Origin of the sequence: Erwinia plantamica, from assembly GCF_043420595.1 — a bacterium.
In the GTDB taxonomy this organism is placed as follows: Bacteria; Pseudomonadota; Gammaproteobacteria; order Enterobacterales; family Enterobacteriaceae; genus Erwinia; species Erwinia aeris.
The window spans coordinates 19,118-45,900 of record NZ_JBGCUC010000020.1; the positions used below are offsets into that span (position 1 = coordinate 19,118).

A 26,783-nucleotide genomic window follows, 5' to 3' on the forward strand; every position below is an offset into this window, starting at 1 on the left:
TTGAAGTAAAACTCAGCGTCCCGCGCCGACTTTATATTCAATGGACTGGAAAAGAAGACCTGATAATGACCACTGACAATCTTTCTTCCCATACGCCCATGATGCAGCAGTACCTGCGTCTGAAAGCCGAGCATCCGGAGATCCTGCTGTTCTACCGCATGGGCGATTTTTACGAGCTGTTTTATGACGATGCTAAACGCGCCTCTCAGCTGTTGGAAATCTCGCTGACCAAACGCGGCGCTTCCGCTGGCGAACCGATCCCGATGGCTGGCGTCCCGCATCATGCCGTGGAAAACTACCTCGCGAAACTGGTGCAGCTGGGCGAGTCGGTGGCGATCTGCGAACAGATCGGCGATCCGGCGCTGAGCAAAGGCCCGGTCGAGCGTAAAGTGGTACGCATCGTCACGCCCGGCACCATCAGCGACGAAGCGCTGCTGCAGGAGCGTCAGGACAATTTGCTGGCGGCCATCTGGCAGGGTTCGCGCGGCTTCGGCTACGCCACGCTGGATATCAGTTCCGGCCGATTCCGCCTGGCGGAGCCGAGCGATCTGGAAACGATGGCGGCAGAGCTACAGCGCACCAATCCGGCGGAGCTGCTCTATCCCGAAGATTTTGCCGCCATGTCGCTGATTGAAAATCGTCGTGGCTTACGTCGTCGTCCGCTGTGGGAGTTCGAGGTGGATACCGCGCGCCAGCAGCTGAACATGCAGTTCGGCACCCGCGATCTGAACGGTTTCGGCGTCGAGCAGGCGCAGTTTGCGCTGCGTGCGGCAGGCTGCCTGCTGCAATATGTAAAAGATACCCAGCGCACCTCGCTGCCGCATATCCGCTCGCTGACGATGGAGCGTCAGCAGGACGGCATCATCATGGACGCCGCCACGCGCCGCAATCTGGAAATCACCCAGAACCTGGCGGGCGGCATCGATAACACGCTGGCTTCGGTGCTGGACAGAACCGTCACGCCGATGGGCAGCCGCATGCTGAAACGCTGGCTGCATATGCCGATCCGCGACACCGCAACGCTTATCAACCGGCAGCAAAGCATCGGCGCGCTACAGGATTTTACCGCCGAGCTGGCGCCGCTGCTGCGGCAGGTCGGCGATCTGGAGCGTATCCTCGCCAGGCTGGCGCTGCGCACGGCGCGCCCGCGCGATCTGGCCAGGATGCGTCACGCTTTTCAGCAGCTGCCCGGGCTGGACGCGCTGCTGGTTGACAGCGACGTGCCGCATCTGCAAACGCTGCGCCAGCAGATGGGCCAGTTCGACGAGCTGCGCGAACTGCTGGAAAACGCCATTATCGATGCACCGCCGGTGCTGGTGCGCGACGGCGGCGTGATTGCGCCAGGCTATAACGAAGAGCTGGACGAGTGGCGCGCGCTGGCGGACGGCGCCACCGACTATCTGGACAAGCTGGAAATCCGCGAGCGTGAAAAGCTGGGGCTGGATACGCTCAAGGTCGGTTTTAACGCCGTGCACGGCTACTATATTCAGGTCAGCCGTGGGCAAAGCCATCTGGTGCCGATCAACTACGTGCGCCGCCAGACGCTGAAAAACGCCGAGCGCTATATTATCCCCGAGCTGAAAGAGTATGAAGACAAGGTTCTGACCTCGAAAGGCAAGGCGCTGGCGCTGGAAAAGGCCCTTTACGACGGGCTGTTCGATCTGCTGCTGCCGCATCTGGAAGCGCTGCAGATCAGCGCCGCCGCGCTGGCGGAGCTGGACGTATTGAGCAACCTTGCCGAGCGCGCCTGGACCCTGAACTTCAACTGTCCAACCTTTACCGATAAGCCAGGCATCAGACTGACCGGCGGCCGTCATCCGGTGGTCGAGCAGGTGCTGAAAGAGCCGTTTATCGCCAACCCGCTGACGCTGTCACCGCAGCGCCGCATGTTGGTGATCACCGGGCCGAACATGGGCGGTAAAAGCACCTATATGCGCCAGGCCGCGCTGATAGCGCTGATGGCCTTTATCGGCAGCTACGTTCCGGCGGAAGAAGCGGTAATTGGCCCCATCGACCGCATCTTCACCCGCGTTGGCGCGGCGGACGATCTCGCTTCCGGTCGCTCAACCTTTATGGTCGAAATGACCGAAACCGCCAATATTCTGCATAACGCGACGGAATACAGCCTGGTGTTGATGGACGAGATCGGCCGCGGCACCTCGACCTACGACGGTCTTTCTCTTGCCTGGGCCTGCGCGGAAAGCCTGGCGAACCGCATCAAAGCGATGACGCTGTTCGCCACGCACTATTTCGAGCTGACCACGCTGGAAGAGAAGATGGAAGGCGTCGCCAACGTGCATCTGGATGCCGTGGAGCACGGCGACACCATCGCCTTTATGCACAGCGTGCAGGACGGCGCGGCCAGCAAAAGTTACGGACTGGCCGTTGCCGCGCTGGCAGGCGTGCCGAAAGAAGTGATCAAGCGCGCGCGGCAGAAGCTGAAAGAGCTGGAGGCCAGCTCGGCCAGCGCGGCCGCAGGCAGCGCGGAAGGCCCACAGCTGCCGCTGCTGGTTGAAGAGACGTCCCCGGCCGTTGAGGCGCTGGAAGCGTTAGATCCCGACACGCTGTCGCCGCGTCAGGCGCTGGAATGGATCTATCGTCTGAAATCGCTGGTTTAGTTTCAACCGGAATGGATCTGACGCCTGAAAGCACTGGTTTAGTTTTAGCTGAAATGGATCTTACCGTCTGAAATCGCTGGTTTAGTTGCAGGCTGATGGTTTAAGCGCAGGCCCGCCTCACGCGGGCCTTTTCTTTGCAATGGAACTATCCCCCTCCTCTCTCCCACGTAATGACAGTGATAAAGCGTTAGCGGTCTGCATCGCGCCGTTTTGTCCGCGTCATTTCATCTAATCCAGTGGAGAGTGTCATGAATTTAAGAGTGAATCCCGTTGGGATAAACAGCGAGGCGATTAACGCGGGACAGTTCTCCGCGCGCCCGGGTAAAGCGCAGAACGGCAGCCTCGCCGCAGCACCGGAAAAGTCCAGTCTGTTGCAATACGGCGGCGCGCAGGGCACCACTACGCAGAAAAGCTCTACGGCCTCGCTCAGTGCCGATTATAAAACGCTGATCGATTCGCTGTTAAAGCAGGGCAAGGAGGAGCTGAGCAAGCTCAAGGAGCAGCTGGCGCAGCAGCAATCTTCAGGCACCGGCGCGCAAAACGGCTCCCCTTCCGCCAAAAACACGCAGAACGTGATGTCGCAGCTGCAAATGCTGCTCGACAGCATTACCAAACTGCTTAAACAAAGCCAGGAGAGCCAGCAGTCGTCCGGCAACAGCAGCACAACCGATACGCAACTCAGCAGCGCGCTGTCTCAGCTTAAGGAGCTGCTCTCTTCGCTGGGTGCGACGGCCACAGGCGCAACCGGGACTGCCGATGCGAACGCCGGCGGGCAGACGATGCCAGCCAGCGAAAAGGACACCAGCGTTCCGCCTTCCAGCAGCACGCTGTTTAAAAACATGGATGGCGACAACCGCACCGCCGATCAAATCATCAACGAGAACCCGGTGTTGAAAAACCTGGGCAATCAGAAAGATATCAAGCAGAGCGAGCTGAAAAAGCAGTTCGGCGACTGGACGGCCAATAACCCGGACGAGAAAAGCCGGGCGCTGGCCGCCAAAAACATGTCGTACTTTTTAAATAACGTTAAGGCGCTGGATAACCGGGAAGGCGGCGATCGCGGTAAAATCTCCACTAACGGCAAAATCGAAGGCCTTACCAAAAGTGGCGATGCCCGTCACGGGACGGAAGCGGCGATCGTCAAAGACGTGGCGGAACAGGGACTGGATAAAGCCTTTCCCAAAGACGGCCGTTTAACCACCACCAACGACGAAATGGTCAACCTGAACGGCACCAATAAAAGCGGTTTTCAGGGCATTTGCCTGAAGCTGGGCAAGGCGCTGGCCTTTATTCCTGGACTCAGCAACGTGCTGACCGGGATGGGTCGCGCAGAAAGTACCAATCCGTGGGATGTGATCAAAGGCGGCATCGTGGGCGGCGTGAAAACCGCGTTTGACGCGCTAAAAGGCATGGCGCAAGGGCTGTTGACCGGCAAAGTTACGCCGATGCAGATGTTGATGAGCGCTTATAAAGGCGCGGTGATGGATACCTATGCGATGCAGGATGTGAAATCCGACGCAAAAGAGAAAGTTAAGGAAGTTGTCTGATTTACAGGCAATAAAAAAGCGGTGGTTTGCACCACCGCTTTTCGCTTTCACTCTTTAAGCGCCCGCATTATTCGCGAAACAAGGCTTCAATGTTCAGTCCCTGAGCCTGCAAAATTTCCCGCAGACGACGAAGACCTTCAACCTGAATCTGGCGAACACGTTCACGGGTCAGACCGATTTCGCGACCCACATCTTCTAACGTTGCCGCTTCGTAGCCTAACAGGCCGAAACGACGCGCCAGCACTTCACGCTGTTTGGCGTTCAGTTCGAACAGCCACTTGACGATGCTCTGCTTCATGTCATCGTCCTGGGTGGTATCTTCCGGACCGTTGTCTTTCTCGTCGGCCAGGATATCCAGCAGCGCTTTCTCAGAATCTCCGCCTAACGGCGTGTCAACTGACGTGATGCGTTCGTTGAGGCGCAGCATACGGCTGACGTCATCAACGGGTTTGTCCAGCTGTTCGGCAATTTCTTCCGCGCTTGGCTCGTGATCCAGCTTGTGGGCCAGTTCGCGGGCGGTACGCAGATAGACGTTCAGCTCTTTAACAATGTGGATTGGCAGACGGATGGTACGGGTTTGATTCATGATCGCCCGTTCAATCGTCTGACGGATCCACCAGGTAGCGTAAGTAGAGAAACGGAACCCACGTTCAGGGTCAAATTTCTCTACCGCGCGGATCAGGCCCAGGTTACCTTCTTCAATCAGATCCAGCAAAGCCAGACCACGATTGCTGTAACGACGGGCGATCTTCACTACCAGACGTAAGTTACTTTCAATCATGCGGCGACGAGACGGAATGTCACCACGCAGAGCACGACGAGCGAAGAAAACTTCTTCCTCTGCCGTAAGGAGCGGTGAATAACCGATCTCCCCCAGGTAGAGCTGCGTCGCATCCAAAACACGTTGTGTAGCGCCTTGTGACAACAGCTCTTCTTCAGCTATATCGTTATCAGCAGGTTCATTTCCGACAAGAGCCTTCTCATCAAAAATCTCAGCTCCGTTTTCGTCGAATTCCGCGTCTTCATGTAACTCATTAACTTTCAGCGTATTCTGGCTCATTAGCGGCTCCTACCCGTGATCCCAGGGCAGAACAACCAGGGTTCTGCCGGTTTATCGCTGCGGCAAATAGCGCAACGGGTTTACGGATTTCCCCTTGTAACGAATTTCAAAATGCAATCTAACCGAACTGGTGCCGGTACTGCCCATTGTCGCAATCTTCTGACCCGCTTTTACTTCCTGCTGCTCGCGGACCAGCATCGTGTCGTTATGGGCATATGCACTCAGGTAGTCATCATTATGTTTGATGATAATCAAGTTGCCATAACCGCGCAGCGCATTCCCGGCATACACAACGCGCCCTGAGGCGGTTGATACAACGGGCTGTCCTCGCGATCCCGCGATATCGATACCTTTGTTGCCGCCTTCGGAAGCAGAAAAGTTATCGATAATCTTCCCGTCGGTCGGCCAACGCCAGCTGCCTACCGGAGTAGAGCTATTCGTTGTGCTGCTGACGGTCGGAGCACTTACCGGCGCTGTCGTCGTTGCGACAGTATTTGTACCGGCTGAAGGTAACATTTTGCCTTCACTTGGTTTACCTGAATCCTCAGAATACGTAATAACCGGCTGACGTGCAACCGTTGTGCTCTTCATTTGCGCAGTGGTCGGCTGAGTGGGCACGCCGCCCGCCGTTGCATCCGCTGCGGTGATGGCATTGCCGCCGGTCAGGGTGCCGCCGGAGCCGTTACTAACCTGCAACTGCTGGCCCACATTGAGGCTGTAAGGCGCAGAGACGTTATTTCGTTCGGCTAAATCACGGAAATCGTTGCCGGTAATCCAGGCAATATAGAACAGCGTATCGCCGCGTTTAACGGTGTAAGTTTCGCCGCTGTAGCTACCTTTCGGAATATTCCCATACGAGCGGTTATAGATGATACGCCCATTTTGCGTAACAACATTTTCACTTCTGCCGCCGCTCGCTGCGGGCGCGGCGCGGCCAGAACCGGAAACGATCGGCGGTGGCTGGCTGATTAATCCCCCGCCGCTGTTGGCGCTGCCATTGCCGCCTACCGAGCTGATTGGCGCCTGTGCGTTATCGCTGGAACAGCCAGCTAACCAAAAACCAACGAGTGAAACCGCCGCAATACGGCGTAATTTTACTACCGGGCTTCCCGTGCTCATTTATATCCCCCGCTACGGCAAAACTGTGCGGCCGCGCTCGGCTAAACCTGCGCCAGCAGCATTAAATTCTGAATAGATTGAATAGTAACAATATCGGCCGTCACGTGCCATTAACAGATAGAAGCCATTAACAGATGCGTACAATTGGCCGGGCGCTCAGGCCAGATCGCCCTGCACCAGCGGCACAAATCGCACCGGCTCAATGGTTTCCACCAGAAATTCGCCGTTTTTACGGGTGATGCGCTTGAGCTGCTGCTGTTCGTCGCCGACCGGCAGCACCATGATGCCGCCCTCATCAAGCTGGTTCATCAGCTCGACAGGGATCTCCGGCGGCGCAGCGGTAACGATAATCGCATCGAAAGGGCCGCGCGCCGGCCAGCCCTGCCAGCCATCGCCGTGACGGGTGGAAACATTGTGCAGATCGAGCTGCTTCAGCCGCCGTTTCGCCTGCCATTGCAGGCCTTTGATACGTTCGACGGAGCAAACATGCCCGACAAGATGCGCGAGGATAGCGGTTTGATAGCCCGAACCGGTGCCGATCTCCAGCACGCGCGACTCGGGTTTCAACGCCAGCAGCGAGGTCATTTTCGCCACGATATAGGGTTGGGAAATGGTTTGCCCGGAGCCAATCGGCAGCGCCGTATTGTCCCAGGCTTTATGCTCGAAAGCTTCATCAACGAAACGCTCGCGCGGCACCGCTTCAATCGCCTTCAGCAAGGCTTCATCCGTAATGCCCTGCTGGCGCAGCTGGTCCAGCAGCGTTTCAATGCGGCGGTTTACCATTCGTTTTCAACTCCCGAACTGGCTAACCATGAAGCAACGACCTCCTGCGCGCCATGCGCGGTGAGATCGACATGCAGCGCGGTTACCGACACGTAACCTTCTTCGACGGCGGCAAAGTCCGTATCGGGACCGGCGTCGAACTTTTCACCCGGCGGGCCAATCCAGTACAGCGTATGGCCGCGCGGATCCTGTAGCGGGATAGCCTGATCGCTGGGATGACGGCTGCCGCAGCGGGTCATGCGGATACCTTTAATTTCGCTGAGCGGTAAATCCGGCACGTTGATGTTCAGGATCCGGCCGGTGCGCAACGGCTCGCGCTGCAGCGCCCTCAGCAGAGAACAGGTTACGGCGGCGGCGGTGTCGTAATGCTGATGCCCGTCCAGCGAGACGGCCAGCGCGGGCAGGCCCAGATGGCGCCCTTCCATCGCCGCCGCCACGGTGCCGGAATAGATGACGTCGTCGCCCAGGTTCGCTCCCGCATTAATGCCGGAAACGACGATATCCGGTTTGGGGCGCATCAGCGCGTTCACGCCCAAATAGACACAATCGGTTGGCGTACCCATCTGTACCGCAATATCGCCGTTGGGATAGCTGAAGGTACGGAGCGGCGTTTCCAGCGTCAGCGAGTTAGATGCGCCGCTGCGGTTGCGATCCGGCGCCACCACCTGCACCTCTGCAAACTCGCGCAGCGCGGCCGCCAGCGTCTGAATACCCGGCGCGTGGATACCGTCATCATTACTCAGCAATATTCGCATCTGGAATTTAACCCCTTCTTTTCAATCTGTTGGGTATCATATCATCCCCGACCGCCGCCGGGGCGCGCCTTTTGCGCCTATTCCGCTACGTCCGCCTCGCCGTCCGGCTGGTTAAGCAGTTCGCGCACCAGGCTGGTGGCAAAACTGCCCGCCGGCAGCCAGAAGGAAAGCTCGACGGTGACATCATCCCACCAGCTCCAGCGCAAATCACGCGGCACCACCAGCGCGGCGCGGCGAGCCGCCTCTACGCGCTCGCGCGCCAGCAGCGCAATCAGCGCCGTTTCGTGCGCCAGGCTTTGCTGCTCAAACGCCAGCGCCTCGCCCTGGGTGCCCGGATCGCCGCTGCCCGGCAGCGGTGCCGTCACGCGCAGCTCGTTATTCTCCGTGCGCGCCTGCAGCCCAGGCAGCTCTTCTTCGGCGGCCACAAACCAGCTGCCGCGTCCGGTAAGCTGCAACGCATCGCCCGGCATCACGCGGGTCAGCGATCCCATTTTACTCAGGCGATCGCTGACGACCTGATTAAACAGCGCGCTGCGCGCGGCGGAAAGTAAAAAGCTGCGCTTGTTGCGCTCGCGCACGCGGATCTCATCCGCCGCCCAGCGCTGCGCCATAATCAGGTTGTTGTTGGCATGGCCAAAGCGCTGCTCGCCAAAATAGTTCGGGAAACCGCCCTGCGCTATCTGCTGCAGACGCTGCTCAACGGACGCCCGGTCGGAAATCTGACGCAGGATAAGCGTAAAGGCATTGCCCTGTAGCGCGCCGGTACGCAGCTTACGACGATGCCGCGCGCTCTCCAGCACTTCACAGCCTTCCAGCTGAAAAGCGGTAAAATCCGGCGTCTCTTTGCCGGGCACGCGCAGGCAGAACCACTGCTCGGTCACGGCGTGACGATCTTTCATGCCGGCAAAGCTGACGTCGCGCGGATGAATTTTAGCGAACTTTGCCAGCGCCTCGGCCACAAAGCGGGTATTGCAGCCGTTTTTACGAATGCGCACCAGCACCTGCTCACCGTCGCCGTCCGGACGGTAGCCCAGATCTTCGATCACCACGAAATCTTCCGGGTTCGCTTTGACCACGCCGCTGGCGGCGGGCTGCCCATAAAGCCAGGCGGTCATTAAGCGTCAGCCTTGATCAGCAGCGCAACGGCTTCACAGGCGATGCCCTCGCCACGGCCGGTAAAGCCCAGCTTTTCAGTGGTGGTCGCTTTCACATTGACGCAGTCCATATGGATGCCCAGATCTTCCGCGATATGAATGCGCATCTGCGGCACGTGCGGCAGCATTTTCGGTGCCTGGGCGATAATAGTCACGTCGACGTTACCAACGCGATAGCCTTTTTTCTCAATCTGGCGCCAGGCTTCACGCAGCAGCTCGCGGCTGTCTGCCCCTTTATAAGCCGCGTCGGTATCGGGGAAAAGCTTGCCGATATCGCCCAGCGCCGCCGCGCCCAGCAGCGCATCGGTCAGCGCATGAAGCGCCACGTCGCCGTCGGAATGGGCCAGCAGCCCTTTCTCATAAGGAATTCGCACGCCGCCAATAATCAGCGGGCCTTCGCCGCCAAACGCGTGTACATCAAAACCGTGGCCGATACGCATTATGCGCTCTCCTTATTATGTAATTGAGTCAGGTAAAAAGCGGCCAGCGCCAGATCTTCCGGTCGCGTCACCTTGATATTGTCGCTGCGGCCGACGATCAGTTCGGGATGATAGCCGCAATATTCCAGCGCGGAGGCCTCGTCCGTGATGGACGCGCCTTCCTGCAGCGCCCGCTGCAGACAGTGACGCAACAGCTCCAGCGGAAACAGCTGCGGCGTCAGCGCGTGCCAGAGCGCCTCCCGCTCCACCGTATGGGCAATTGCCGGCGAGCCGGGTTCCGCGCGCTTCATGGTGTCACGCACGGGCGCGGCCAAAATGCCGCCGATGCGGCTGGTCGCGGTGATCGCCAGCAGGCGGTGTAAATCGTCGGGATGCAGACAGGGACGCGCCGCGTCGTGCACCAGCACCCAACGGGCCTCTGGCGCGGCTTGCAGACCGGCCAGCACCGAGTCGGCTCGTTCTTTGCCGCCGGCGACCCAGCGCACGCGAGGATCCTTAGCGACCGGCAGCGTAAAGAACCAGGGATCTTCTGGCGTGATAGCCACGATAATCTGATTGACCTGCGGATGCGCCAGCAGGCCGTCAATGGCGTGCTCAAGCACGCTCTTGCCGTTAATGCGAAGATATTGCTTAGGACAGGCCGCCTGCATCCGGCTGCCGACACCGGCAGCGGGCACAACGGCAATCACCTCAGTACCTGCGATAGTCATGTTTTATCGTTGTTGATTGGCCTGCGCGTTTTTACTGCGATCCGGCACAAGGCGATAGAAGGTCTCACCGGGCTTGATCATGCCCAGCTCATTGCGCGCGCGTTCTTCGATAGCTTCGGAACCGCCATTCAGGTCATCGATTTCCGCAAACAGCCGATCGTTGCGCGCTTTTAATTTGGCGTTACTGCTCTGCTGCACCGCAACATCGTCGTTAACGCGCGTATAGTCATGTAGGCCGTTCTTGCCCAGCCAGAGCGAATATTGCAGCCAGCCGAGTAGTACAAGTAACAGCAGCGTAAGTTTTCCCATCCCCGCCCCCTGAAAAACGGCTCAATCATCCCATAACTTTTCTCCCGACTCCACTGCGGCCTTGAAATAGCCGCCGTTTGGCGAATCGGTGAGCGTTCCACGGGGCTAAACAGCGTCGTCAGGCAACCTTCTGTTACCACCGGGCGCATTCAGACATCAGATTTTGCCCACGGGCGGGCAAACCTTACCACAATGAGGGCGATTACCAACCGCTCAGCAGCGTAAACAGCAGCCAGAAAAGGCCTATAACCACCACGACGGTGAGCAGCAGCGTCCAAATCAGATGGCCGCGCAGCAGCACGCTGGCGATAATACCGACCAGAACGGAAACGGGCAGCAGCGCGAGAAAGAAGGGCCAGGTATAGAGGAAGAAGAACAGCGTGTTAGAGCCGTAAAGCATAAAAGGGATCGCGAGCGCGAACCAGTAGCAGGCAAAGCCTGCCACTCCACCGGGAAACGACCAGGAAGACTCTTCCTGACCGTCATCTTTGCGGGCCAGCATGGGCGTAACGTTATGCATAAGTATCCTGTTGACGCGTAATACGGCCCGCTCTGAGGCGTTTTGCCGCGGCTATCTCAGGCTTTGATAATATCGCGGTCACGCAGCAGATCTAACACTTGAACCCGTAAATTTGTTACCAATTGTTCGCCATCCAGGCGGATTTCCGGACGTTCCGGCGCTTCATAAACGGCGTCAATGCCGGTGAAATTACGCAGCTCGCCGGCCCGCGCTTTTTTATACAGGCCTTTGGGATCGCGCGCTTCGCAGATAGCCAGCGGCGTGTCGACAAAGACTTCAATAAAGCGCCCTTCCCCAACCATGTCGCGCACCATCTGCCGCTCTTCCCGATGCGGAGAGATAAAGGCGCTCAGAACGATCAGGCCCGCATCGACCATCAGCTTTGCGACTTCGCCGACGCGCCGGATATTCTCTTTACGATCGGCGTCGCTGAAGCCCAGATCGCGGCAGAGGCCGTGACGCACGTTGTCGCCATCCAGCAGATAGGTGCTGACGCCAAGCTGATGCAGCGCCTGCTCCAGCGCGCCCGCCACGGTGGATTTACCGGAGCCGGAAAGCCCCGTAAACCACAGCACCGCGCCCTGATGACCGTGCAGCTGCTCGCGCTCCGCACGCGTTACCGCGTGCGCATGCCAGACGACGTTTTCATCGTGAGCGGCCATTATTGACCGCCTGAAATATCGCGAGCGCCCCAGTGCGGGAAGTGGCGACGCACCAGCGCGTTAAATTCCAGTTCAAAAGCGCTGAAATCACCGGTCGCCTGCGCCGCTTCCTCGTTCGGTTCGCGGATCATGCCTGCGCCGACGGTAACGTTGCTCAGACGGTCAATAAAGATCATGCCGCCGGTAACCGGATTCTGCTGGTATTTATCCAGCACCATCGGCTCGTCAAAGGTCAGATCCACCAGACCGATGCCGTTCAGCGGCAGGTTTTCCACCTGACGCTGGGCCAGGCTGTTGATTTCCACCTGATACTGAATTTTTTCGACGCGCGCGCGGGTTTTCTTGCCGGCGATTTTAATATCGAAGCTCTGACCCGGCGCCAGCGGCTGTTCCGCCATCCATACCACGTCCACGCTGGCGGCCTGCACGGGCTTCAGCTCTGTACTGGCATCTACCAGCAGATCGCCGCGGCTGATATCGATTTCGTCCTTCAGCACCAGCGTAATCGCTTCGCCGGCCTGCGCTGCCTGCAAATCGCCGTCAAAAGTCACGATGCGGGCGATGGAAGATTCCACGCCGGATGGCAGCACCTTCACGCGCTGGCCGACCTGTACCGTTCCCGACGCCAGGGTGCCCGCATAGCCGCGGAAATCCAGGTTAGGTCGGTTGACGTACTGCACCGGGAAGCGCATCGGCTGCTGTTCCACCACGCGCTTGACCTCGACGGTTTCCAACACGTCCAGCAGCGTCGGACCGGTGTACCAGCCCATCGCCTCGCTCGCGGAAGCGACGTTTTCCCCTTCCAGCGCCGACAGCGGCACAAAGCGGATATCCAGATCGTTCGGCAGCTGTTCGGCAAAATCCAGATAGTCCTGTTTGATTTGCTCGAACTTCTCTTCGCTGTACTCGACCAGATCCATCTTATTAATAGCCACCACCAGGTGCTTGATGCCCAGCAGCGTGGAGATAAAGCTGTGACGACGCGTCTGATCCAGCACGCCTTTACGGGCGTCGATCAGCAGAATGGCCAGGTCGCAGGTTGATGCGCCTGTCGCCATATTGCGGGTGTACTGCTCGTGCCCCGGCGTGTCGGCAATAATAAATTTGCGCTTTTCAGTGGAGAAATAGCGGTAGGCCACGTCGATGGTGATGCCCTGTTCCCGCTCGGCCTGCAGGCCGTCCACCAGCAGCGCCAGATCCAGTTTCTCGCCCTGGGTACCGTGACGCTTGCTGTCGTTGTGCAGCGAAGAGAGCTGATCTTCATAAATCTGGCGCGTGTCGTGCAGCAGGCGGCCAATCAGCGTGCTTTTGCCGTCGTCGACGCTGCCGCAGGTCAGAAAACGCAGCAGGCTTTTGTGCTGCTGAGCGTGCAGCCAGGCTTCCACGCCGCCCTGGTCGGCAATTTGTTGTGCAATGACGTTGTTCATCTCGGCTCCTTAGAAATAACCCTGGCGTTTCTTCAGCTCCATCGAGCCGGACTGATCGCGGTCGATCACGCGCCCCTGACGTTCGCTGGTGGTTGAAACCAGCATCTCTTCGATGATCGAAGGCAGCGTCTGCGCTTCAGATTCCACCGCGCCGGTTAGCGGCCAGCAGCCCAGCGTACGGAAACGCACCATCCGCTCCTCAATCTTCTCGCCAGGCTGTAAATCGATACGGTCGTCGTCAATCATCATCAACATGCCGTCGCGTTCCAGTACCGGACGCTTAGCGGCCAGATACAGTGGAACAATGTCGATATTTTCCAGGAAGATATATTGCCAGATATCCAGCTCGGTCCAGTTAGAGAGCGGGAAAACGCGAATGCTTTCGCCTTTATTGATCTGGCCGTTGTAGTTGTGCCACAGCTCAGGACGCTGGTTTTTCGGATCCCAGCGGTGGAAACGGTCACGGAAGGAGTAGATACGCTCTTTCGCGCGGGATTTTTCCTCGTCGCGACGCGCGCCGCCGAACGCGGCATCAAAGCCGTATTTGTTCAGCGCCTGCTTCAGCCCTTCGGTTTTCATAATGTCGGTGTGCTTGGCGCTGCCGTGCACGAAGGGATTGATGCCCATCGCCACGCCTTCCGGGTTTTTATGCACCAGCAGCTCGGCGCCAATCTCTTTTACCGTACGGTCGCGGAATTCGTACATTTCACGAAATTTCCAGCCGGTATCCACGTGCAGCAGCGGGAAAGGCAGCGTGCCCGGATAGAACGCTTTACGCGCCAGGTGCAGCATCACCGAAGAGTCTTTGCCGATAGAGTACATCATGACCGGATTGCCGAACTCTGCCGCCACTTCACGGATGATATGGATACTTTCCGCTTCCAGTTGACGCAGGTGGGTGAGTCGTTTTTGATCCATAACTTTTCCTCAAGCCAAATTCACAACGGCGGACGCCCGCTGCGCTGAATGTTGAAACCACGCCAGCTGCTGATGCAGGTTGACCACTTCCCCTATCACTAACAGGGCGGGCGTTGGCGCACGTTGTGCCAGTTGTTCTAATTCCTGTAGCGTGCCGGTCAGCACCTGCTGATCCTGACGCGTGCCGCGCCCGATCACCGCTACCGGCGTTTGCGCGTCGCGGCCATGGGCAATAAGCTGCGCCGAGATTTCGGCGGCTTTTACCGTGCCCATATAAATAGCCAGCGTCTGCCGCGCTCGGGCAAGCGATGGCCAGTCCATCTCTTCGCCGTCGGCCCGGCAATGGCCGGTGATAAACAGCACGCTTTGCGCATGGTCGCGATGCGTCAGCGGAATGCCGGCATAGGCCGTCGCGCCTGCCGCTGCGGTCACGCCCGGCACCACCTGAAATGGAATGCCCGCCTCAACCGCCGCCTGAAGCTCTTCGCCGCCGCGACCAAAAATAAAGGGATCGCCGCCCTTCAGGCGCACAACCCGCTTGCCCTTCTTCGCCAGCTCGACCAGCATCCGGTTAGTCTCTTCCTGCGGCACGCTGTGCGCGCTGGCGCGCTTGCCCACGCAGATGCGGTCGGCGTCGCGTCGGACTAAATCCAGCACCTCGTCGCTGACCAGATGGTCGTACAGCACCACGTCCGCCTGCTGCATCACCTGCAGCCCGCGCAGCGTCAGCAACCCCGCATCGCCAGGCCCCGCGCCCACCAGGATGATTTCGCCCTGGCTCGCCTCCGGATCGTCCAGCTGGCGAGCCAGCGTCTGTTCCGCGCCCGTCAGATTGCCGGAGGCGACCTGGCTGGCGAAAAGACCGTTAAACGCCTTTTCCCAAAAGCGGCGGCGCTCTGACATTTTGCTCAGCCGCTGTTTTACTCTGTCGCGCCAGCTGCCGGCCAGCGCGGCCATCTGCCCCAGATGGGCGGGCAACAGAGACTCAAGCTTTTCACGCAGCAGGCGCGCCAGTACGGGCGCCGTGCCGCTGGAGGAAATAGCCACGACCAGCGGCGACCGGTCGACAATAGAAGGGAAAATAAAAGAGCATTTAGGCTGGTCATCGACCACGTTAGCCAGCAGCCTGCGCTCGCTGGCATCGTCAAAGACGCGGCTGTTCAGTTCGCCGTCGTCGGTGGCGGCAATCACGAAATAGACCAGGTCGAGCTGGGCGCTCTGATAGTCGCGAGCAATCCACTCGACTTCACCGCTCTCCTGCAGCGCCGTCAGCTCTTCACACAGTTCGCGTGCGGCAATCTGCACCCGCGCGCCTGCGCGACGCAGCAGTTCGATTTTGCGCGCGGCTACGTCGCCGCCGCCAACCACCAGCACCGGTTTGTTTCGGATGTCTGCAAAAAGGGGAAGATAATCCACGTCAGCCTTGCTAAATAACAAAAAGTTAACGCGACTATAGGGCGGCCGCGGAGGCTTATGAAATTACTAATTGGAATGAGTAGTTACCGAATGGAATAACGTTACGGTAAAGCTACGCACAAAATGTGCTTAGCGGAGCGATTTCAGGGGCTTTCAGAAGGATTGTAATTGTGCGGAGCCCGTCACACTTTCATACTGGGACAGCAAAATATTTTCGCTGTTTCGTTACAGGATGACGATTAAGGACGTGACATGTTTTCCCGACTTTGCCTGAGCGCCCTGCTGGCGCTGGGCGTGCTTTCCCCGCTTCACGCCGCGACCAATGAAGGTCAGCTTGCCGAACAGCAGCTGCGCCATATCGCGACTTACTTTCCAGGGCGTATGGCTGGCAGTCCTGCCGAGATGTTAAACGCCGACTATCTGCAACAGCAGTTTCAGCAGTGGGGCTATGAGAGCAATAAAAGAGATTTTACGGCGCACTATCACTATAAATCACAGGATGGCCGCGTTAGCGATCGCAGCGTTATCGCAACATCGGTTATCGCCGCCCGCGCAGGCGAGGTCCCGCAGCAGATAGTTATTCTGGCGCAGGCCGATACCTGGCTGCCGCTAAGCGACAGCGATCGGCAAAAAAACCGCGGCGGCCTGACTTTACAGGGCGCGGACGATAACGCTTCCGGGGTGGCGGTGATGCTGGAGCTGGCGGAGCGTTTACAGTCGATGCCGCTGCACTACAGCCTGCGCTTTGTGGCGCTAAGCGCCTCGGCGCTGCATGGCGAAGAGGATTATCTCGCCCGCATGAAGCCGGAAGAGAAAAAGAACACGCTGCTGGTGATAAAACTAAACGATCTGCTCGTGGGCAACCGGCTCTGGTTCAACAGCGGCACCAACACGCCTGAACCGGTGGCGCGGCAGACGCGCGATCGGGCGCTGGCGCTGGCGCGCTCGGCGCATATTCCTGCCGCCACGCTGGGCAAAGCGGTGAAAAATGAACCGGCGGTAGAGACGTTTGATAAGGCAGGCATTCCGTTGCTGAGCGTTCGCGCCGCCAACTGGGATAAAAAAGGCCATCGGGTGCATACCAGTAACGCGCATTTTCCGCAGGGAAGCTGTCAGCAGCAGGCCAGCTGCGATAACCTTGCCTGGATCGATCGCTGGCTGCCCGGCCGCATCACGCACCGCACGCGCGACAGCGTGAAAATCCTGCTGCCGCTGATCCGCGAGTTAGCCAATCCTCAACCTGAAGCTTAAGGAAGCCCATGTACATTGTCAGTCTGACCTATAACCGCCCGATGCCGGAAGTGGAAGCGGCGCTGGATGCGCATATCGCCTGGCTGGATACTTACTTTGCCGACGGCACCTTTATTGCCGCCGGACGTAAAGATCCGCGTACCGGCGGCGTGATCCTGATAAAGGATATCGATCGCGCTCGGCTGGATCGTATTCTGGCAGAGGATGCTTTTCAGAAGGTGGCGGATTACGAGGTCACTAAAGTGAACGTCACGCGCGGCTCGGCGGACTTTTCTGCGCTGGTGGGACTGTAGGTTTTCGGGAATAAATCAGGGCTGACTCGCATAATAAAGCTTTCGTCATCCCTGATGGAGGCTTTGCTTAGCGAGGTATTGTTAGCATAAATAAATTAGCCTACGATACCCTCATCGTGGTGATTAAATCGCCAATTAAGGAGGGATCTATGAAATATCATCCACCTGAAACGAAACAGCTAACGCCGGAGCAGCGCAAGCTATATCTTAAAATTCAGGCTGAAGAAAATGCTGAAGAGAAACGTTATGCGTCCGATCCTGTCTTGCTGAAACAGGCAGAGGCCTATCACAGAGAGCTGGAACGTATGGTTGAAGAGCGTGCCCAGCCCAAATTTTTACTGCCCGCCTCGAAGGTCAACCAGAGCGTAGCTTCTGGCCATCATGCCATTGATGCGAGCGTTGAGTATTCAGACATTCTGGATCCAGATTCCGCCAGTAAAGGATTTAACCAGTCCGTTCGTGTTCACACTCGCAATAAAAAAGCTTCAATTGCTGTTCATGCCGCTCTTGTGGCCAGCAAGAATAATAAAAAATTCTGAAAGGGAAAGTCAGAAAAATGGTTGCAACAAGGGTAGCAATAACCCCAACATCGAAAATTGAAATCGTATTAGCGCCACAGTTTGAACACGGCGACCGCAAGCAAATTTTAGGTATACCAGGTGAAGCAGCCAACGATATATTTTTAACGGATTTGCCTCAAATGGATGATAACAGCCGTGCATCGTTTGATTATCTTATCCAACAGCTGGCTGAAGAGCTGGATCAAGAAGGCAGAAACAAACCTTCATGGTGTAAGACTAACGGAATGCGTTACGCAGGCGCCGACATCTATGCGCTTTATGACGTATGGCATTACCATAGCGGAGATTGGGATGCGGCACAGGGTCGTTCTGTTTATATTCCTACCGATAGTGGTCATACAAAAGTAAAAGATCTACAGCCCAACCCGTTAGGCATGACCAGCGGGCCTTGCATTCATTTTGCCTGGGAAAATAACGATAAGCGAGTACGGATCCTGGCTTATAGCAAAAGGCATACGCCATACTTCCGGGCATCAGAGCCGGGAAATAATCTTACCTCAAGGATCCTTGCTCCCCTCTGAGCAAAAAGTCATGTTATGCGGCGAACTACCTTATCTGGTTCAGCGTGCGTCAGACAGTATAGCCGCAGCAGTGATAAACCTACGTAAGCTCTTGCAGTACCAAACCTATAGAAAACTGCTGGATATCTGCTTCAGCGGCGCCAAAGAAAACTATCGCTGGGTATGGATGTGTAATAAAGACAAGGATTGGCGGGTTTTAATAATTTGTTTGTAATGAGGGCGGAAGATAACCTCCGCCCTTTAACGTTATTCGTGCAGGCCGCACTCGCGCTTCAGGCCGAAGAAGCGCGTTTCTTCTTCCGCCATGCCCGGCTCCCACTTCCGCGTGGTGTGCGTATCGCCAACCGACAGATAGCCCTGATCCCACAGCGGATGATAGCCCAGGCCGTGCTCCTTCAGATACTGATAAACCTGGCGGTTGTCCCAGTCGATAATCGGCAGCACCTTGAACACGCCGCGCTGAATAGCCAGCACCGGCAGATGGGCGCGGCTGCTGGACTGATCGCGACGCAGACCGGCAAACCACGTCTGCGCATGCAGCGTTTCCAGCGCGCGGTTCATCGGCTCAACTTTGTTGATCTCGTTGTAGCGTTCGATACCTTCCACGCCCTGCTCCCACAGCTTGCCGTAGCGCGCTTCCTGCCACGCCGCGCTCTGTTCGGCGCGGAATACCTTCAGGTTCAGACCGAGCTTATCGGTCAGCTCGTCAATAAACTGATAGGTTTCCGGGAACAGATAGCCGGTATCGGTCAGGATCACCGGAATATCCGGCTTCGCCTGGGTCACCAGATGCAGACTCACCGCCGCCTGGATGCCAAAGCTGGAAGAAAGCACCGCCTCGCCGGGCAGATTTTCGAGCGCCCAAATAATGCGATCCTGTGCCGACAGCTTTTCCAGCCTGGTGTTGATTTCCGCCAGCGCCATTACGCGTTCGACTTTGGGTAGTGCATTCAGTGCCGAGAGATCGAGTACAGCCATTTCGCGCCTCCGTTATGCCCAAAAATCGCGAGCCGGATCGAGAACAGGTTCCACCACGCCAGCGCGGATAGTGAAATCGCCAAAGCCTTCGTCCGCTTCGCGTTCTTTTGACCAGCGACCCAACAGATGATCGAGGGTGGTTAAAATTTCATCTTCGGTAATGTTTTCACGGTACATACGCGGGATGCGCGTGCCGATGCGGTTGCCGCCCAGATGCAGGTTATAGCGCCCCGGCGCTTTGCCGACCAGGCCGACCTCGGCCAGCAGCGCGCGGCCGCAGCCGTTAGGACAGCCGGTTACGCGCAGGACGATATGCTCATCGCCCACGCCGTGCGCCGTCATCAGCTCTTCCACGCGGGTCACGAACGACGGCAGAAAACGTTCGGCTTCCGCCATCGCCAGCGGACAGGTCGGGAACGCCACGCAGGCCATCGAGTTTTCGCGCTGCGCGGTGACGTTTTCCATCAGGCCGTGCTCGCGGGCCAGCGCTTCGATCGCCGGCTTGTGCGCTTCCGGCACGCCCGCCACAATCAGGTTCTGATTGGCGGTCAGGCGGAAGTCGCCTTTGTGCACCTTCGCAATTTCGGCCAGGCCGGTTTTCAGCGGACGGCCCGGATAGTCCAGCAGGCGGCCATTTTCAATAAACAGCGTCAGATGCCAGTTGTTATCAATCCCTTTCACCCAGCCGAAACGGTCGCCGCGCGTGGTGAATTCATAAGGGCGGATCGGCTCGAAGGTCAGGCCGGCGCGGCGCTCCACTTCCTGCTTAAAGGTTTCCACGCCCACGCGCTCCAGCGTGTACTTGGTTTTGGCGTTTTTACGATCGGTACGGTTGCCCCAGTCGCGCTGCGTGGTGACGACCGCTTCCGCGACGTCGAGGATTTTTTCGACCGGCAGATAGCCAAACTCGCTGGCGGTGCGCGCGTAAGTCGCTTTGTTGCCGTGATCGATAGACAATCCGCCGCCCACCAGCAGGTTAAAGCCGACCAGCCTGCCGTTCTCGGCAATGGCAATAAAGTTCAGATCGTTAGCGTGCAGATCCACATCGTTATGCGGCGGCACCACTACGGTGGTTTTAAACTTACGCGGCAGATAGGTTTCGCCCAGGATCGGCTCTTTATCCGTGGTGGCGACCTTTTCCTGATCCAGCCAGATTTCCGCATAGGCGCGGGTCTGCGGCAGCAGGTGCTCGGAGAGTTTTTTCGCCCATTCGTAGGCTTCCTGATGCAGCTCGGATTCTATCGGGTTCGAGGTGCACAGCACGTTACGGTTCACGTCGTTCGCCGTTGCCAGCGCATCCAGGCCGACTTCGCTCAGCATCTGGTGAGCAGGCTTGACGTTGCCCTTCAGGATGCCGTGAAACTGGAAGGTCTGGCGGTTGGTCAGACGAATGCTGCCGTAAATCGTGTTGTCCGCCGCGAACTTATCGATAGCCAGCCACTGCGTCGGCGTAATGATGCCGCCCGGCAGACGGCAGCGCAGCATCATCGCGTGACGCGGCTCCAGCTTCTGCTCGGCGCGCTCGGCGCGAATATCGCGGTCGTCCTGCTGGTACATGCCGTGGAAGCGGATCAGCAGAAAGTTGTCGCCGGTGAAACCGCCGGTCAGGCCGTTATCTAAATCTTCCGCGATAGTTCCGCGCAGATAGTTGCTCTCTTTTTTCAGGCGCTCGGCGTCGGTCAGCTTGCCTTCAACCACCAACGGGCCAGGATGTTTTTCATTGCTCATAAGGCTTTCTCTTTAATATTCGTTAGTGCCGCCGGATATCCGGCGGGGCCGGCTAGTAGACGTCGCGCTGATAGCGGCGCTCGATACGCAGCTCGCTTAAGAATTCGTCGGCGCTTTCCGTATCCATACCGCCATGCTCCGCCACCACTTCCAGCAGGGCCTGCTCCACATCCTTCGCCATACGGTTGGCGTCGCCGCACACGTAAATATGCGCGCCTTGCTGGATCCAGCGCCACACTTCCGCCCCTTTGGCGCGAATTTTGTCCTGCACGTAAACTTTTTGCTGCTGATCGCGCGACCACGCCAGATCGATATTGGTCAGCAGGCCGTCTTTCACGTAGCGCTGCCATTCGACCTGGTACAGGAAATCTTCGGTAAAGTGCGGATTGCCGAAGAAGAGCCAGTTTTTGCCTTCTGCGCCGTCGTTATCGCGCTGCTGCATAAAGGCGCGGAACGGCGCGATGCCGGTGCCCGGCCCAATCATAATGACCGGCGTTTCGGGATTGGCCGGCAGGCGGAAGTTATCGTTATGTTCAATAAAGACGCGGACTTCGCCGTCTTCTTCCAGCCGATCCGCCAGGAAGCTGGAAGCGCCGCCCGCGCGCGCGCGGCCATCGATGTCATAGCGCACCGCACCGACGGTAATGTGCACTTCGCTTTCGCTCTCCGCCTGCGAAGAGGCGATAGAATAAAGACGCGGCGTCAGCGGACGCAGCAGCGCCGTCAGCTGTTCGGCGCGCAGCTCGATTGGCGCCTGACGCACCATATCCACGATCGGCGTCGTCTGCGCATAGTGCTGCAAACGGCTCTTATCGCCGACCAGGGCCAGCAGATTTTCATCGCGGCTAAGCTTGCCGTACTGCTCGACGATCTGCGTGGTATTGACCGTCAGCTCGAAATGCTTTTGCAGCGCTTCGCTGAGCGGCAGCGTAGCGCCGTTGACCTCTACGGGCTCACTGCCTTTCAGCCACAGTAGCCCGACCAGCTCCTGCACCAGCGCAGGATCGTTTTCATACCAGACGCCCAGCGCGTCGCCCGGCTGATAGCGCAGCCCGGAATCGCCCAGGTCGATTTCGATATGGCGCACGTCTTTATCCGAGTTACGGCCGGTGATCTTCTGATTCACGGCCAGGCTGGCGGTCAGCGGCTCTTCTTTGGTGTAAGGGCTGCTAAGCACTTCGTTAACCGTGCCGGTAGCGGTGACTGCCGCTGCGGCCGGCGATTCGCTCGGCACGCGCGCCTTCAGGATCTCTACAATCTTTTTCCGCCACTGTTCCGCTTCGGCCGCGTATTCGACATCGGCATCCACGCGATCCAGCAGGCGTTCGCCGCCCAGCTCGCCCAGCTTGTTATCGAAATCTTTGCCGGCCTGGCTGAAGAACTCATAAGAGGTATCGCCCAGACCAAAGACCGCGAAAGCGGTGTCGGCCAGCTTCGGCGCTTTCTTTGACATCAGAAACTTATGCAGCGCCACGGCTTCTTCCGGCGGCTCGCCCTCGCCCTGCGTGGAGGTAACCACGACCAGCAGCTTCTCCTGTGCGATCTGCTTGAACTTGTAGTCGCCCGCGTTGACCAGGTTCACGTTCAGCTTAGCCGCCAGCAGATCGTCGCGCAGCTGCTCGGCGACGCGACGGGCGTTGCCGGTCTGCGAGGCGGAAAGCAGCGTAATGGTTGGTGTCTCGACCGGCGCTGGCGCGCTGGCGGTTACCGCGCCCGGCGCCTGATTGACCATGCCCCAGAAGTAGCCGGAGAGCCAGGCCAGCTGCGTGGTAGAGAAATCGCCGGTTGCCGCCTGAAGGCGGGAAAGCTGTTCCGGGTTAAGCGGAAGCAGAGAAGCAGGAGGTGCCTGAGTCGTCATTGCGTTGAAAGTTCCAGTATCGGTGGTCAGGGCCGTAAAGACAGCAAGATAACGTTAGGGTAACGACTGGCATAATAACCCTTAAAGAAGGGTTGGTAATATAAAATAACCAAAATGACTAAACGGTTTTACAAGTAAGCGATAGCGGCGAAACCGGTTAATTAACTTATTGTTTATTATGAACTTAGTCAGAAGGCGCTTTTGCTACGGGCCAGGATGTGCGGATTGGCCGGGAAACGGGTGCGAAAAAAGGCTTTTTCAGGTAGACTTCGCCCGTTTTTTTGAGAAATAACCGAGACTGTCATATGGCTACCACGCTGTTTAAAGATTTCCAATTCGAGGCGGCTCACCACCTGCCCAACGTGCCGGAAGGCCATAAATGCGGCCGCCTGCACGGGCACTCTTTCCTGGTGCGGCTCGAAATCACCGGCGAAGTGGACGCGCATACCGGCTGGGTCATGGATTTTGCCGAACTGAAGGCGGCCTTCAGGCCGCTTTACGACAGGCTGGATCACTATTATCTGAACGAGATCCCAGGGCTGGAAAACCCGACCAGCGAAGTGCTGGCAAAATGGATCTGGGATCGGATGAAGCCGACGCTGCCTCTGCTCAGCGCCGTGATGATCAAAGAGACCTGCACGGCGGGCTGCGTTTACAAAGGCTGATGCTCTGGCGGCAGAGGTCGCCGAAGCCTATGGATAACAATGACAGGGATTAACTAAAAAGGCGGCCTCGGTGCCGCCTTTTTTTATCAGGCGATATTCAGGTATTTGTGTGTCTGCATCGACAGGCGCCAGTTGCGCGCGATGCAGGTTTCAATGCAAAGTTTGGTCGCGTCGTCTTTCTGGCTGATCGGCTGTAGGGCAATGATACGCGGCTTGCTGTCGCTCAGCGTCGCCAGCAGGGCGTCCAGCGCCTCTACGTCGCGCTGACGGGCCACCGGATGCTTCACTTCATCAGCGCGAACCAGCGCCTGGTTCAGCACATCATAGCCGCCGCGCATATTGACCTTAGGCGAAACGGTAACCCAGGTTTTTTCGCTGCACTGCACCCGATGCGTGCCGCTGGTTTCAATCTGGCAGCTGAAGCCCTGCTGCTCCAGCGCTTCGGTCAGCGGCGTCAGATCGTGAATGCAGGGCTCGCCGCCGGTAATCACCACGTGCCGGGCCGTCCAGCCGCGCTGCGCAATTACCGCCAGTAACGCCTCCGCGTCCGCCGCGCCCCATGCATCGGTTTCCACCGTCTTCAGCAAGATATCGCCCAGCGAGGTTTCCCGATCGGCCAGCTTATCCCAGGTGTGTTTGGTATCACACCAGCTGCAGCCCACCGGGCATCCCTGCAGGCGGATAAAAATTGCCGGAACGCCGGTATAAAACCCTTCGCCCTGCAACGTCTGGAACATTTCATTAATCGGGTACTGCATCACGCTCTCAATTGACTGTAAAAATAAGGGCGCAAAGTATGACAGATAGCGGCTTTTTAACCAAATCACATTGTGCGGGGGAACCCGGCAACTTTTTATCCCACCTAACCTCATCACTCTTTTCTGAGGTAATCCTATGAACATGCCCATCAGCAGTTTACTGAATCGCGTACTGCTGAATGCCAGCAGCGAGGCGTCGAGCGCGTTCCAGCCGCCTCAGCAGCAGTCCGGCGCGCAGGCCGCGCGCACGGGCAGCATCAGCTTTGGCTCGCCCGCGACCAGTAATCTGCCGGAGCTGAGTAAAAATGGGCAGGATGACGCGGGCAGCTCTTCGTTTAATCAGTTTATGCAGCAGATTGGCAAACTGTTACAGACGGCGCTGTCCGCTATCGATTCGCTGGCGCAGCAGGTGAATAAGGCACACGCTTCGCCCGAACGCATCAACGCCGCCTCGCCAGCGGTCGCTAATGGCCCTTCGACCACGCCCTTAGCCAACGGAACCGCCGCGCCGTCGCAGACCACAACGGCCGCAAACGCTGACGTTACGGCCGCCTCATCCACCAGCAGCAGCCAGGCGGTAAACAGCAATACAGCGCTCGATCCTGCCAAAAACAGCCTGACGTTTGAAAACAAAGGCGACAAGCCCATGACCATCGCCTTTACGCCCAACGCCGACGGCAGCGCCAGGCCTGACGATCTCACCTTGCAACCGGGCGAAACCAAAACGCAGAACTTTGATGCCAACTGGTCGGGCAATTTCCGCAGCACCGCAGGCGACGGCGCCAACGCGACGCTGGGCGAGGTGAAATTTGACGGCGGCAGCGGACAGACTTATTACGACGTCAGCTATATCGAAGGCAATAACGCGGCCATGACCATTGGCCCCGCGAAGGGCGACGGCAGGGTTTCCGGGACGCTGGACGATCTGGTTTCAAACGCGCCCGACGGCATTAAAGCGAAAGACGCGGACGGCAACGTTTATGGCCTGAAAAAATCCACGACTTCAAACCAGCAGGACGCGGCGGTAGTGGATTATTACCGGCAGCATGTGGCCGCCGACAAGGGCTATGTTATCCCTTCCGATGATGCGAGCACCCTGGGCAGCAGCACCAAAAACCTGAAGGTTGAACTGAAAGGCTAAGCGTGACGGCCGGTAAATAGCCAATAAAAAAGCCCCGTCCAGAGACGGGGCTTTCAGATCATCCCGACCTTTAAGGCCGGGAAAACGTCAGCTTACTGACCTTTAACTTCTTTCAGACCGTTGAACGGCGCACGGCTGCCCAGCGATTCTTCGATACGGATCAGCTGGTTGTACTTGGCAACACGGTCAGAACGGCTCATAGAACCGGTTTTGATCTGGCCCGCTGCGGTACCTACTGCCAGGTCGGCAATAGTTGCGTCTTCGGTTTCGCCTGAACGGTGAGAAATCACTGCGGTATAGCCCGCGTCTTTCGCCATTTTGATTGCAGCCAGGGTTTCGGTCAGAGAACCGATCTGGTTGAATTTGATCAGAATGGAGTTAGCGATGCCTTTCTCGATACCTTCTTTCAGGATTTTGGTGTTGGTCACGAACAGGTCGTCGCCCACCAGCTGGATTTTGTCGCCCAGCACTTTGGTCTGATAGGCAAAGCCGTCCCAGTCGGATTCATCCAGGCCGTCTTCGATAGAGACGATTGGGTACTGTTTGGTCAGATCTTCCAGGAAGTGAGTGAACTCTTCGGAAGTGAAGGCTTTGTTGCCTTCGCCAGCCAGCACATATTTGCCGTCTTTGTAGAATTCAGAGGCCGCACAGTCCATCGCCAGCGTGATGTCTTTGCCCAGCTCGTAGCCTGCTGCTTTTACCGCTTCCGCGATAACGGCCAGCGCTTCGGCGTTGGAGCCCAGGTTTGGCGCATAGCCGCCTTCGTCGCCTACAGCGGTGCCCATGCCTTTAGACTTCAGCACTTTTGCCAGGGTGTGGAACACTTCAGAACCCATGCGGATCGCTTCTTTCAGCGTTTTCGCGCCTACTGGCTGGATCATGAATTCCTGAATGTCGACGTTGTTGTCGGCGTGCTCACCGCCGTTGATGATGTTCATCATTGGCAGCGGCATAGAGAATTTGCCCGGGGTGCCGTTCAGCTCGGCGATGTGCTCATACAGCGGCATGCCTTTAGCGGCAGCAGCAGCTTTAGCCGCAGCCAGAGAAACGGCCAGAATGGCGTTAGCGCCAAATTTGGATTTGTTTTCGGTGCCGTCAAGATCGATCATGATCTTGTCGATGTTTGCCTGGTCTTTGGCATCTTTGCCGGTTACCGCGTCAGCGATTGGGCCGTTAACGGCTGCAACGGCTTTGGTCACGCCTTTACCCAGGAAACGAGATTTGTCACCGTCACGCAGTTCCAGCGCTTCACGGGAACCGGTAGAAGCGCCTGATGGTGCGGCCGCCATACCGACAAAACCGCCTTCCAGATGCACTTCTGCTTCAACGGTCGGGTTGCCACGAGAGTCGATGATTTCGCGACCGATGACTTTAACGATTTTGGACATTAGTTTTTCCTCAGTACAAGTTAACTTAAAACTCAGACAAACAACGCGCGAAAATAGTTCTTATCTTTCGAGCCGGAGCGGTGCTGGCTGGCTCACCCCGGTCACTTACTAAAGTAAGCGCCGGGGATCCACTCGATAGCCGCCTTGCTTCAGCTCAAAACCTGGCAAGTATAAATTCGCGCG

The 26,783-nt window shown here is 57.7% G+C and carries 26 protein-coding genes; 8 read left to right on the plus strand and 18 right to left on the minus strand.

Translation table 11 applies throughout. From position 1 onward, the window contains the following. Nucleotides 1-65 precede the first annotated feature (65 nt). Both mutS and AB3U87_RS18570 read left to right on the plus strand, forming a co-directional pair. The gene (gene mutS / locus AB3U87_RS18565; RefSeq protein ID WP_301252620.1) at nucleotides 66-2,618 is read left to right on the plus strand and encodes a DNA mismatch repair protein MutS; all 2,553 of its coding nucleotides are present in this window, start codon (nucleotides 66-68) and stop codon (nucleotides 2,616-2,618) included. 248 nt (nucleotides 2,619-2,866) lie between these two features. Further along, nucleotides 2,867-4,165, plus strand: coding sequence for a hypothetical protein (locus AB3U87_RS18570; RefSeq protein WP_253458896.1), 1,299 nt, complete (start codon nucleotides 2,867-2,869; stop codon nucleotides 4,163-4,165). A 67-nt stretch (nucleotides 4,166-4,232) separates the two neighbouring features. On the opposite strand, the gene rpoS is transcribed toward AB3U87_RS18570, so the two are convergent. From rpoS to cysG, 13 genes are all read right to left on the minus strand, one after another. Then, a complete protein-coding gene (gene rpoS / locus AB3U87_RS18575; RefSeq protein WP_125287448.1) occupies nucleotides 4,233-5,225 on the minus strand; it encodes an RNA polymerase sigma factor RpoS in 993 nt (330 codons plus the stop codon). Nucleotides 5,226-5,276: 51 nt separating this feature from the next. Further along, nucleotides 5,277-6,344 carry a murein hydrolase activator NlpD gene (gene nlpD, locus AB3U87_RS18580; protein WP_253458892.1) on the minus strand — a complete coding sequence of 356 codons (1,068 nt, stop codon included), beginning with the start codon at nucleotides 6,342-6,344 and terminating at the stop codon, nucleotides 5,277-5,279. A 156-nt stretch (nucleotides 6,345-6,500) separates the two neighbouring features. Then, nucleotides 6,501-7,127, minus strand: a complete 627-nt coding sequence (locus tag AB3U87_RS18585) for a protein-L-isoaspartate(D-aspartate) O-methyltransferase (RefSeq protein ID WP_125287446.1) — start codon at nucleotides 7,125-7,127, stop codon at nucleotides 6,501-6,503. Continuing rightward, nucleotides 7,121-7,882, minus strand: coding sequence for a 5'/3'-nucleotidase SurE (surE, locus tag AB3U87_RS18590; protein WP_125287445.1), 762 nt, complete (start codon nucleotides 7,880-7,882; stop codon nucleotides 7,121-7,123). Before surE ends, AB3U87_RS18585 begins: the two co-directional genes overlap by 7 nt. A gap of 77 nt (nucleotides 7,883-7,959) precedes the next feature. Next, on the minus strand, nucleotides 7,960-8,997 hold the full coding sequence (gene truD, locus AB3U87_RS18595) for a tRNA pseudouridine(13) synthase TruD (protein WP_301252625.1): 1,038 nt from the start codon (nucleotides 8,995-8,997) through the stop codon (nucleotides 7,960-7,962). After that, entirely contained in the window at nucleotides 8,997-9,476 is a 480-nt protein-coding gene (gene ispF, locus AB3U87_RS18600) for a 2-C-methyl-D-erythritol 2,4-cyclodiphosphate synthase (protein ID WP_125287443.1), read from the minus strand. Before ispF ends, truD begins: the two co-directional genes overlap by 1 nt. Further along, the gene (gene ispD / locus AB3U87_RS18605; protein ID WP_301252626.1) at nucleotides 9,476-10,186 is read right to left on the minus strand and encodes a 2-C-methyl-D-erythritol 4-phosphate cytidylyltransferase; all 711 of its coding nucleotides are present in this window, start codon (nucleotides 10,184-10,186) and stop codon (nucleotides 9,476-9,478) included. Before ispD ends, ispF begins: the two co-directional genes overlap by 1 nt. A gap of 3 nt (nucleotides 10,187-10,189) precedes the next feature. Beyond that, entirely contained in the window at nucleotides 10,190-10,495 is a 306-nt protein-coding gene (gene ftsB, locus AB3U87_RS18610; RefSeq protein WP_125287441.1) for a cell division protein FtsB, read from the minus strand. Nucleotides 10,496-10,697: 202 nt separating this feature from the next. Beyond that, nucleotides 10,698-11,015, minus strand: coding sequence for a DUF3561 family protein (locus tag AB3U87_RS18615; RefSeq protein ID WP_253458885.1), 318 nt, complete (start codon nucleotides 11,013-11,015; stop codon nucleotides 10,698-10,700). Between the two features lie 56 nt (nucleotides 11,016-11,071). Further along, on the minus strand, nucleotides 11,072-11,677 hold the full coding sequence (cysC, locus tag AB3U87_RS18620; RefSeq protein ID WP_301252628.1) for an adenylyl-sulfate kinase: 606 nt from the start codon (nucleotides 11,675-11,677) through the stop codon (nucleotides 11,072-11,074). Next, entirely contained in the window at nucleotides 11,677-13,104 is a 1,428-nt protein-coding gene (gene cysN / locus AB3U87_RS18625) for a sulfate adenylyltransferase subunit CysN (protein ID WP_253458881.1), read from the minus strand. Before cysN ends, cysC begins: the two co-directional genes overlap by 1 nt. Nucleotides 13,105-13,113: 9 nt before the next feature. Then, entirely contained in the window at nucleotides 13,114-14,022 is a 909-nt protein-coding gene (gene cysD / locus AB3U87_RS18630) for a sulfate adenylyltransferase subunit CysD (protein ID WP_253458879.1), read from the minus strand. 9 nt (nucleotides 14,023-14,031) lie between these two features. Beyond that, nucleotides 14,032-15,438 carry a siroheme synthase CysG gene (cysG, locus tag AB3U87_RS18635; protein ID WP_253458876.1) on the minus strand — a complete coding sequence of 469 codons (1,407 nt, stop codon included), beginning with the start codon at nucleotides 15,436-15,438 and terminating at the stop codon, nucleotides 14,032-14,034. A gap of 252 nt (nucleotides 15,439-15,690) precedes the next feature. Here cysG and AB3U87_RS18640 point away from each other — a divergent pair, with 252 nt between their 5' ends. From AB3U87_RS18640 to AB3U87_RS18655, 4 genes are all read left to right on the plus strand, one after another. After that, on the plus strand, nucleotides 15,691-16,689 hold the full coding sequence (locus AB3U87_RS18640; protein ID WP_301252632.1) for an aminopeptidase: 999 nt from the start codon (nucleotides 15,691-15,693) through the stop codon (nucleotides 16,687-16,689). An 8-nt stretch (nucleotides 16,690-16,697) separates the two neighbouring features. After that, complete coding sequence (locus AB3U87_RS18645; RefSeq protein WP_125287434.1) at nucleotides 16,698-16,982, plus strand: YciI family protein; 285 nt, start codon at nucleotides 16,698-16,700, stop codon at nucleotides 16,980-16,982. A gap of 149 nt (nucleotides 16,983-17,131) precedes the next feature. Next, on the plus strand, nucleotides 17,132-17,521 hold the full coding sequence (locus AB3U87_RS18650; RefSeq protein ID WP_301252633.1) for a hypothetical protein: 390 nt from the start codon (nucleotides 17,132-17,134) through the stop codon (nucleotides 17,519-17,521). A 17-nt stretch (nucleotides 17,522-17,538) separates the two neighbouring features. Then, nucleotides 17,539-18,084 (plus strand): hypothetical protein, encoded by a 546-nt coding sequence (locus AB3U87_RS18655; RefSeq protein WP_301730118.1) that lies wholly within the window; start codon nucleotides 17,539-17,541, stop codon nucleotides 18,082-18,084. Between the two features lie 246 nt (nucleotides 18,085-18,330). Here the strand turns inward: AB3U87_RS18655 and cysH are convergent, their stop codons facing one another. The 3 genes from cysH to cysJ are packed head-to-tail and all read right to left on the minus strand — an operon-like array spanning nucleotide 18,331 to nucleotide 22,648. Then, complete coding sequence (gene cysH, locus AB3U87_RS18660; protein WP_394150068.1) at nucleotides 18,331-19,062, minus strand: phosphoadenosine phosphosulfate reductase; 732 nt, start codon at nucleotides 19,060-19,062, stop codon at nucleotides 18,331-18,333. Between the two features lie 12 nt (nucleotides 19,063-19,074). Continuing rightward, nucleotides 19,075-20,790 (minus strand): assimilatory sulfite reductase (NADPH) hemoprotein subunit, encoded by a 1,716-nt coding sequence (gene cysI, locus AB3U87_RS18665; RefSeq protein ID WP_253458867.1) that lies wholly within the window; start codon nucleotides 20,788-20,790, stop codon nucleotides 19,075-19,077. A gap of 52 nt (nucleotides 20,791-20,842) precedes the next feature. Continuing rightward, nucleotides 20,843-22,648: an NADPH-dependent assimilatory sulfite reductase flavoprotein subunit gene (gene cysJ, locus AB3U87_RS18670; RefSeq protein WP_301730116.1), complete on the minus strand. Its 1,806-nt coding sequence runs from the start codon at nucleotides 22,646-22,648 to the stop codon at nucleotides 20,843-20,845. A 305-nt stretch (nucleotides 22,649-22,953) separates the two neighbouring features. Here cysJ and queD point away from each other — a divergent pair, with 305 nt between their 5' ends. After that, nucleotides 22,954-23,313 (plus strand): 6-carboxytetrahydropterin synthase QueD, encoded by a 360-nt coding sequence (gene queD / locus AB3U87_RS18675; RefSeq protein WP_125287429.1) that lies wholly within the window; start codon nucleotides 22,954-22,956, stop codon nucleotides 23,311-23,313. An 86-nt stretch (nucleotides 23,314-23,399) separates the two neighbouring features. Here queD and queE read toward each other — a convergent pair whose 3' ends face one another. After that, nucleotides 23,400-24,071 carry a 7-carboxy-7-deazaguanine synthase QueE gene (gene queE / locus AB3U87_RS18680; RefSeq protein ID WP_253458861.1) on the minus strand — a complete coding sequence of 224 codons (672 nt, stop codon included), beginning with the start codon at nucleotides 24,069-24,071 and terminating at the stop codon, nucleotides 23,400-23,402. A gap of 136 nt (nucleotides 24,072-24,207) precedes the next feature. On the opposite strand from queE, the gene AB3U87_RS18685 reads away from it, so the two are divergent. After that, nucleotides 24,208-25,212, plus strand: coding sequence for a glycoside hydrolase 64/thaumatin family protein (locus tag AB3U87_RS18685; RefSeq protein ID WP_253458859.1), 1,005 nt, complete (start codon nucleotides 24,208-24,210; stop codon nucleotides 25,210-25,212). Between the two features lie 92 nt (nucleotides 25,213-25,304). Here the strand turns inward: AB3U87_RS18685 and eno are convergent, their stop codons facing one another. Beyond that, complete coding sequence (eno, locus tag AB3U87_RS18690; RefSeq protein WP_253458856.1) at nucleotides 25,305-26,600, minus strand: phosphopyruvate hydratase; 1,296 nt, start codon at nucleotides 26,598-26,600, stop codon at nucleotides 25,305-25,307. Between the last annotated feature and the right edge of the window lie 183 nt (nucleotides 26,601-26,783).

Coding starts and splice junctions, on each gene's coding strand:
- mutS (WP_301252620.1), top strand. CDS start 66: ATGACCACTGACAATCTTTCTTCCCATACGCCCATGATGCAGCAGTAC.
- AB3U87_RS18570 (WP_253458896.1), top strand. CDS start 2,867: ATGAATTTAAGAGTGAATCCCGTTGGGATAAACAGCGAGGCGATTAAC.
- rpoS (WP_125287448.1), bottom strand. CDS start 5,225: ATGAGCCAGAATACGCTGAAAGTTAATGAGTTACATGAAGACGCGGAA.
- nlpD (WP_253458892.1), bottom strand. CDS start 6,344: ATGAGCACGGGAAGCCCGGTAGTAAAATTACGCCGTATTGCGGCGGTT.
- AB3U87_RS18585 (WP_125287446.1), bottom strand. CDS start 7,127: ATGGTAAACCGCCGCATTGAAACGCTGCTGGACCAGCTGCGCCAGCAG.
- surE (WP_125287445.1), bottom strand. CDS start 7,882: ATGCGAATATTGCTGAGTAATGATGACGGTATCCACGCGCCGGGTATT.
- truD (WP_301252625.1), bottom strand. CDS start 8,997: ATGACCGCCTGGCTTTATGGGCAGCCCGCCGCCAGCGGCGTGGTCAAA.
- ispF (WP_125287443.1), bottom strand. CDS start 9,476: ATGCGTATCGGCCACGGTTTTGATGTACACGCGTTTGGCGGCGAAGGC.
- ispD (WP_301252626.1), bottom strand. CDS start 10,186: ATGACTATCGCAGGTACTGAGGTGATTGCCGTTGTGCCCGCTGCCGGT.
- ftsB (WP_125287441.1), bottom strand. CDS start 10,495: ATGGGAAAACTTACGCTGCTGTTACTTGTACTACTCGGCTGGCTGCAA.
- AB3U87_RS18615 (WP_253458885.1), bottom strand. CDS start 11,015: ATGCATAACGTTACGCCCATGCTGGCCCGCAAAGATGACGGTCAGGAA.
- cysC (WP_301252628.1), bottom strand. CDS start 11,677: ATGGCCGCTCACGATGAAAACGTCGTCTGGCATGCGCACGCGGTAACG.
- cysN (WP_253458881.1), bottom strand. CDS start 13,104: ATGAACAACGTCATTGCACAACAAATTGCCGACCAGGGCGGCGTGGAA.
- cysD (WP_253458879.1), bottom strand. CDS start 14,022: ATGGATCAAAAACGACTCACCCACCTGCGTCAACTGGAAGCGGAAAGT.
- AB3U87_RS18640 (WP_301252632.1), top strand. CDS start 15,691: ATGTTTTCCCGACTTTGCCTGAGCGCCCTGCTGGCGCTGGGCGTGCTT.
- AB3U87_RS18645 (WP_125287434.1), top strand. CDS start 16,698: ATGTACATTGTCAGTCTGACCTATAACCGCCCGATGCCGGAAGTGGAA.
- AB3U87_RS18650 (WP_301252633.1), top strand. CDS start 17,132: ATGAAATATCATCCACCTGAAACGAAACAGCTAACGCCGGAGCAGCGC.
- AB3U87_RS18655 (WP_301730118.1), top strand. CDS start 17,539: ATGGTTGCAACAAGGGTAGCAATAACCCCAACATCGAAAATTGAAATC.
- cysH (WP_394150068.1), bottom strand. CDS start 19,062: ATGGCTGTACTCGATCTCTCGGCACTGAATGCACTACCCAAAGTCGAA.
- cysI (WP_253458867.1), bottom strand. CDS start 20,790: ATGAGCAATGAAAAACATCCTGGCCCGTTGGTGGTTGAAGGCAAGCTG.
- cysJ (WP_301730116.1), bottom strand. CDS start 22,648: ATGACGACTCAGGCACCTCCTGCTTCTCTGCTTCCGCTTAACCCGGAA.
- queD (WP_125287429.1), top strand. CDS start 22,954: ATGGCTACCACGCTGTTTAAAGATTTCCAATTCGAGGCGGCTCACCAC.
- queE (WP_253458861.1), bottom strand. CDS start 24,071: ATGCAGTACCCGATTAATGAAATGTTCCAGACGTTGCAGGGCGAAGGG.
- AB3U87_RS18685 (WP_253458859.1), top strand. CDS start 24,208: ATGAACATGCCCATCAGCAGTTTACTGAATCGCGTACTGCTGAATGCC.
- eno (WP_253458856.1), bottom strand. CDS start 26,600: ATGTCCAAAATCGTTAAAGTCATCGGTCGCGAAATCATCGACTCTCGT.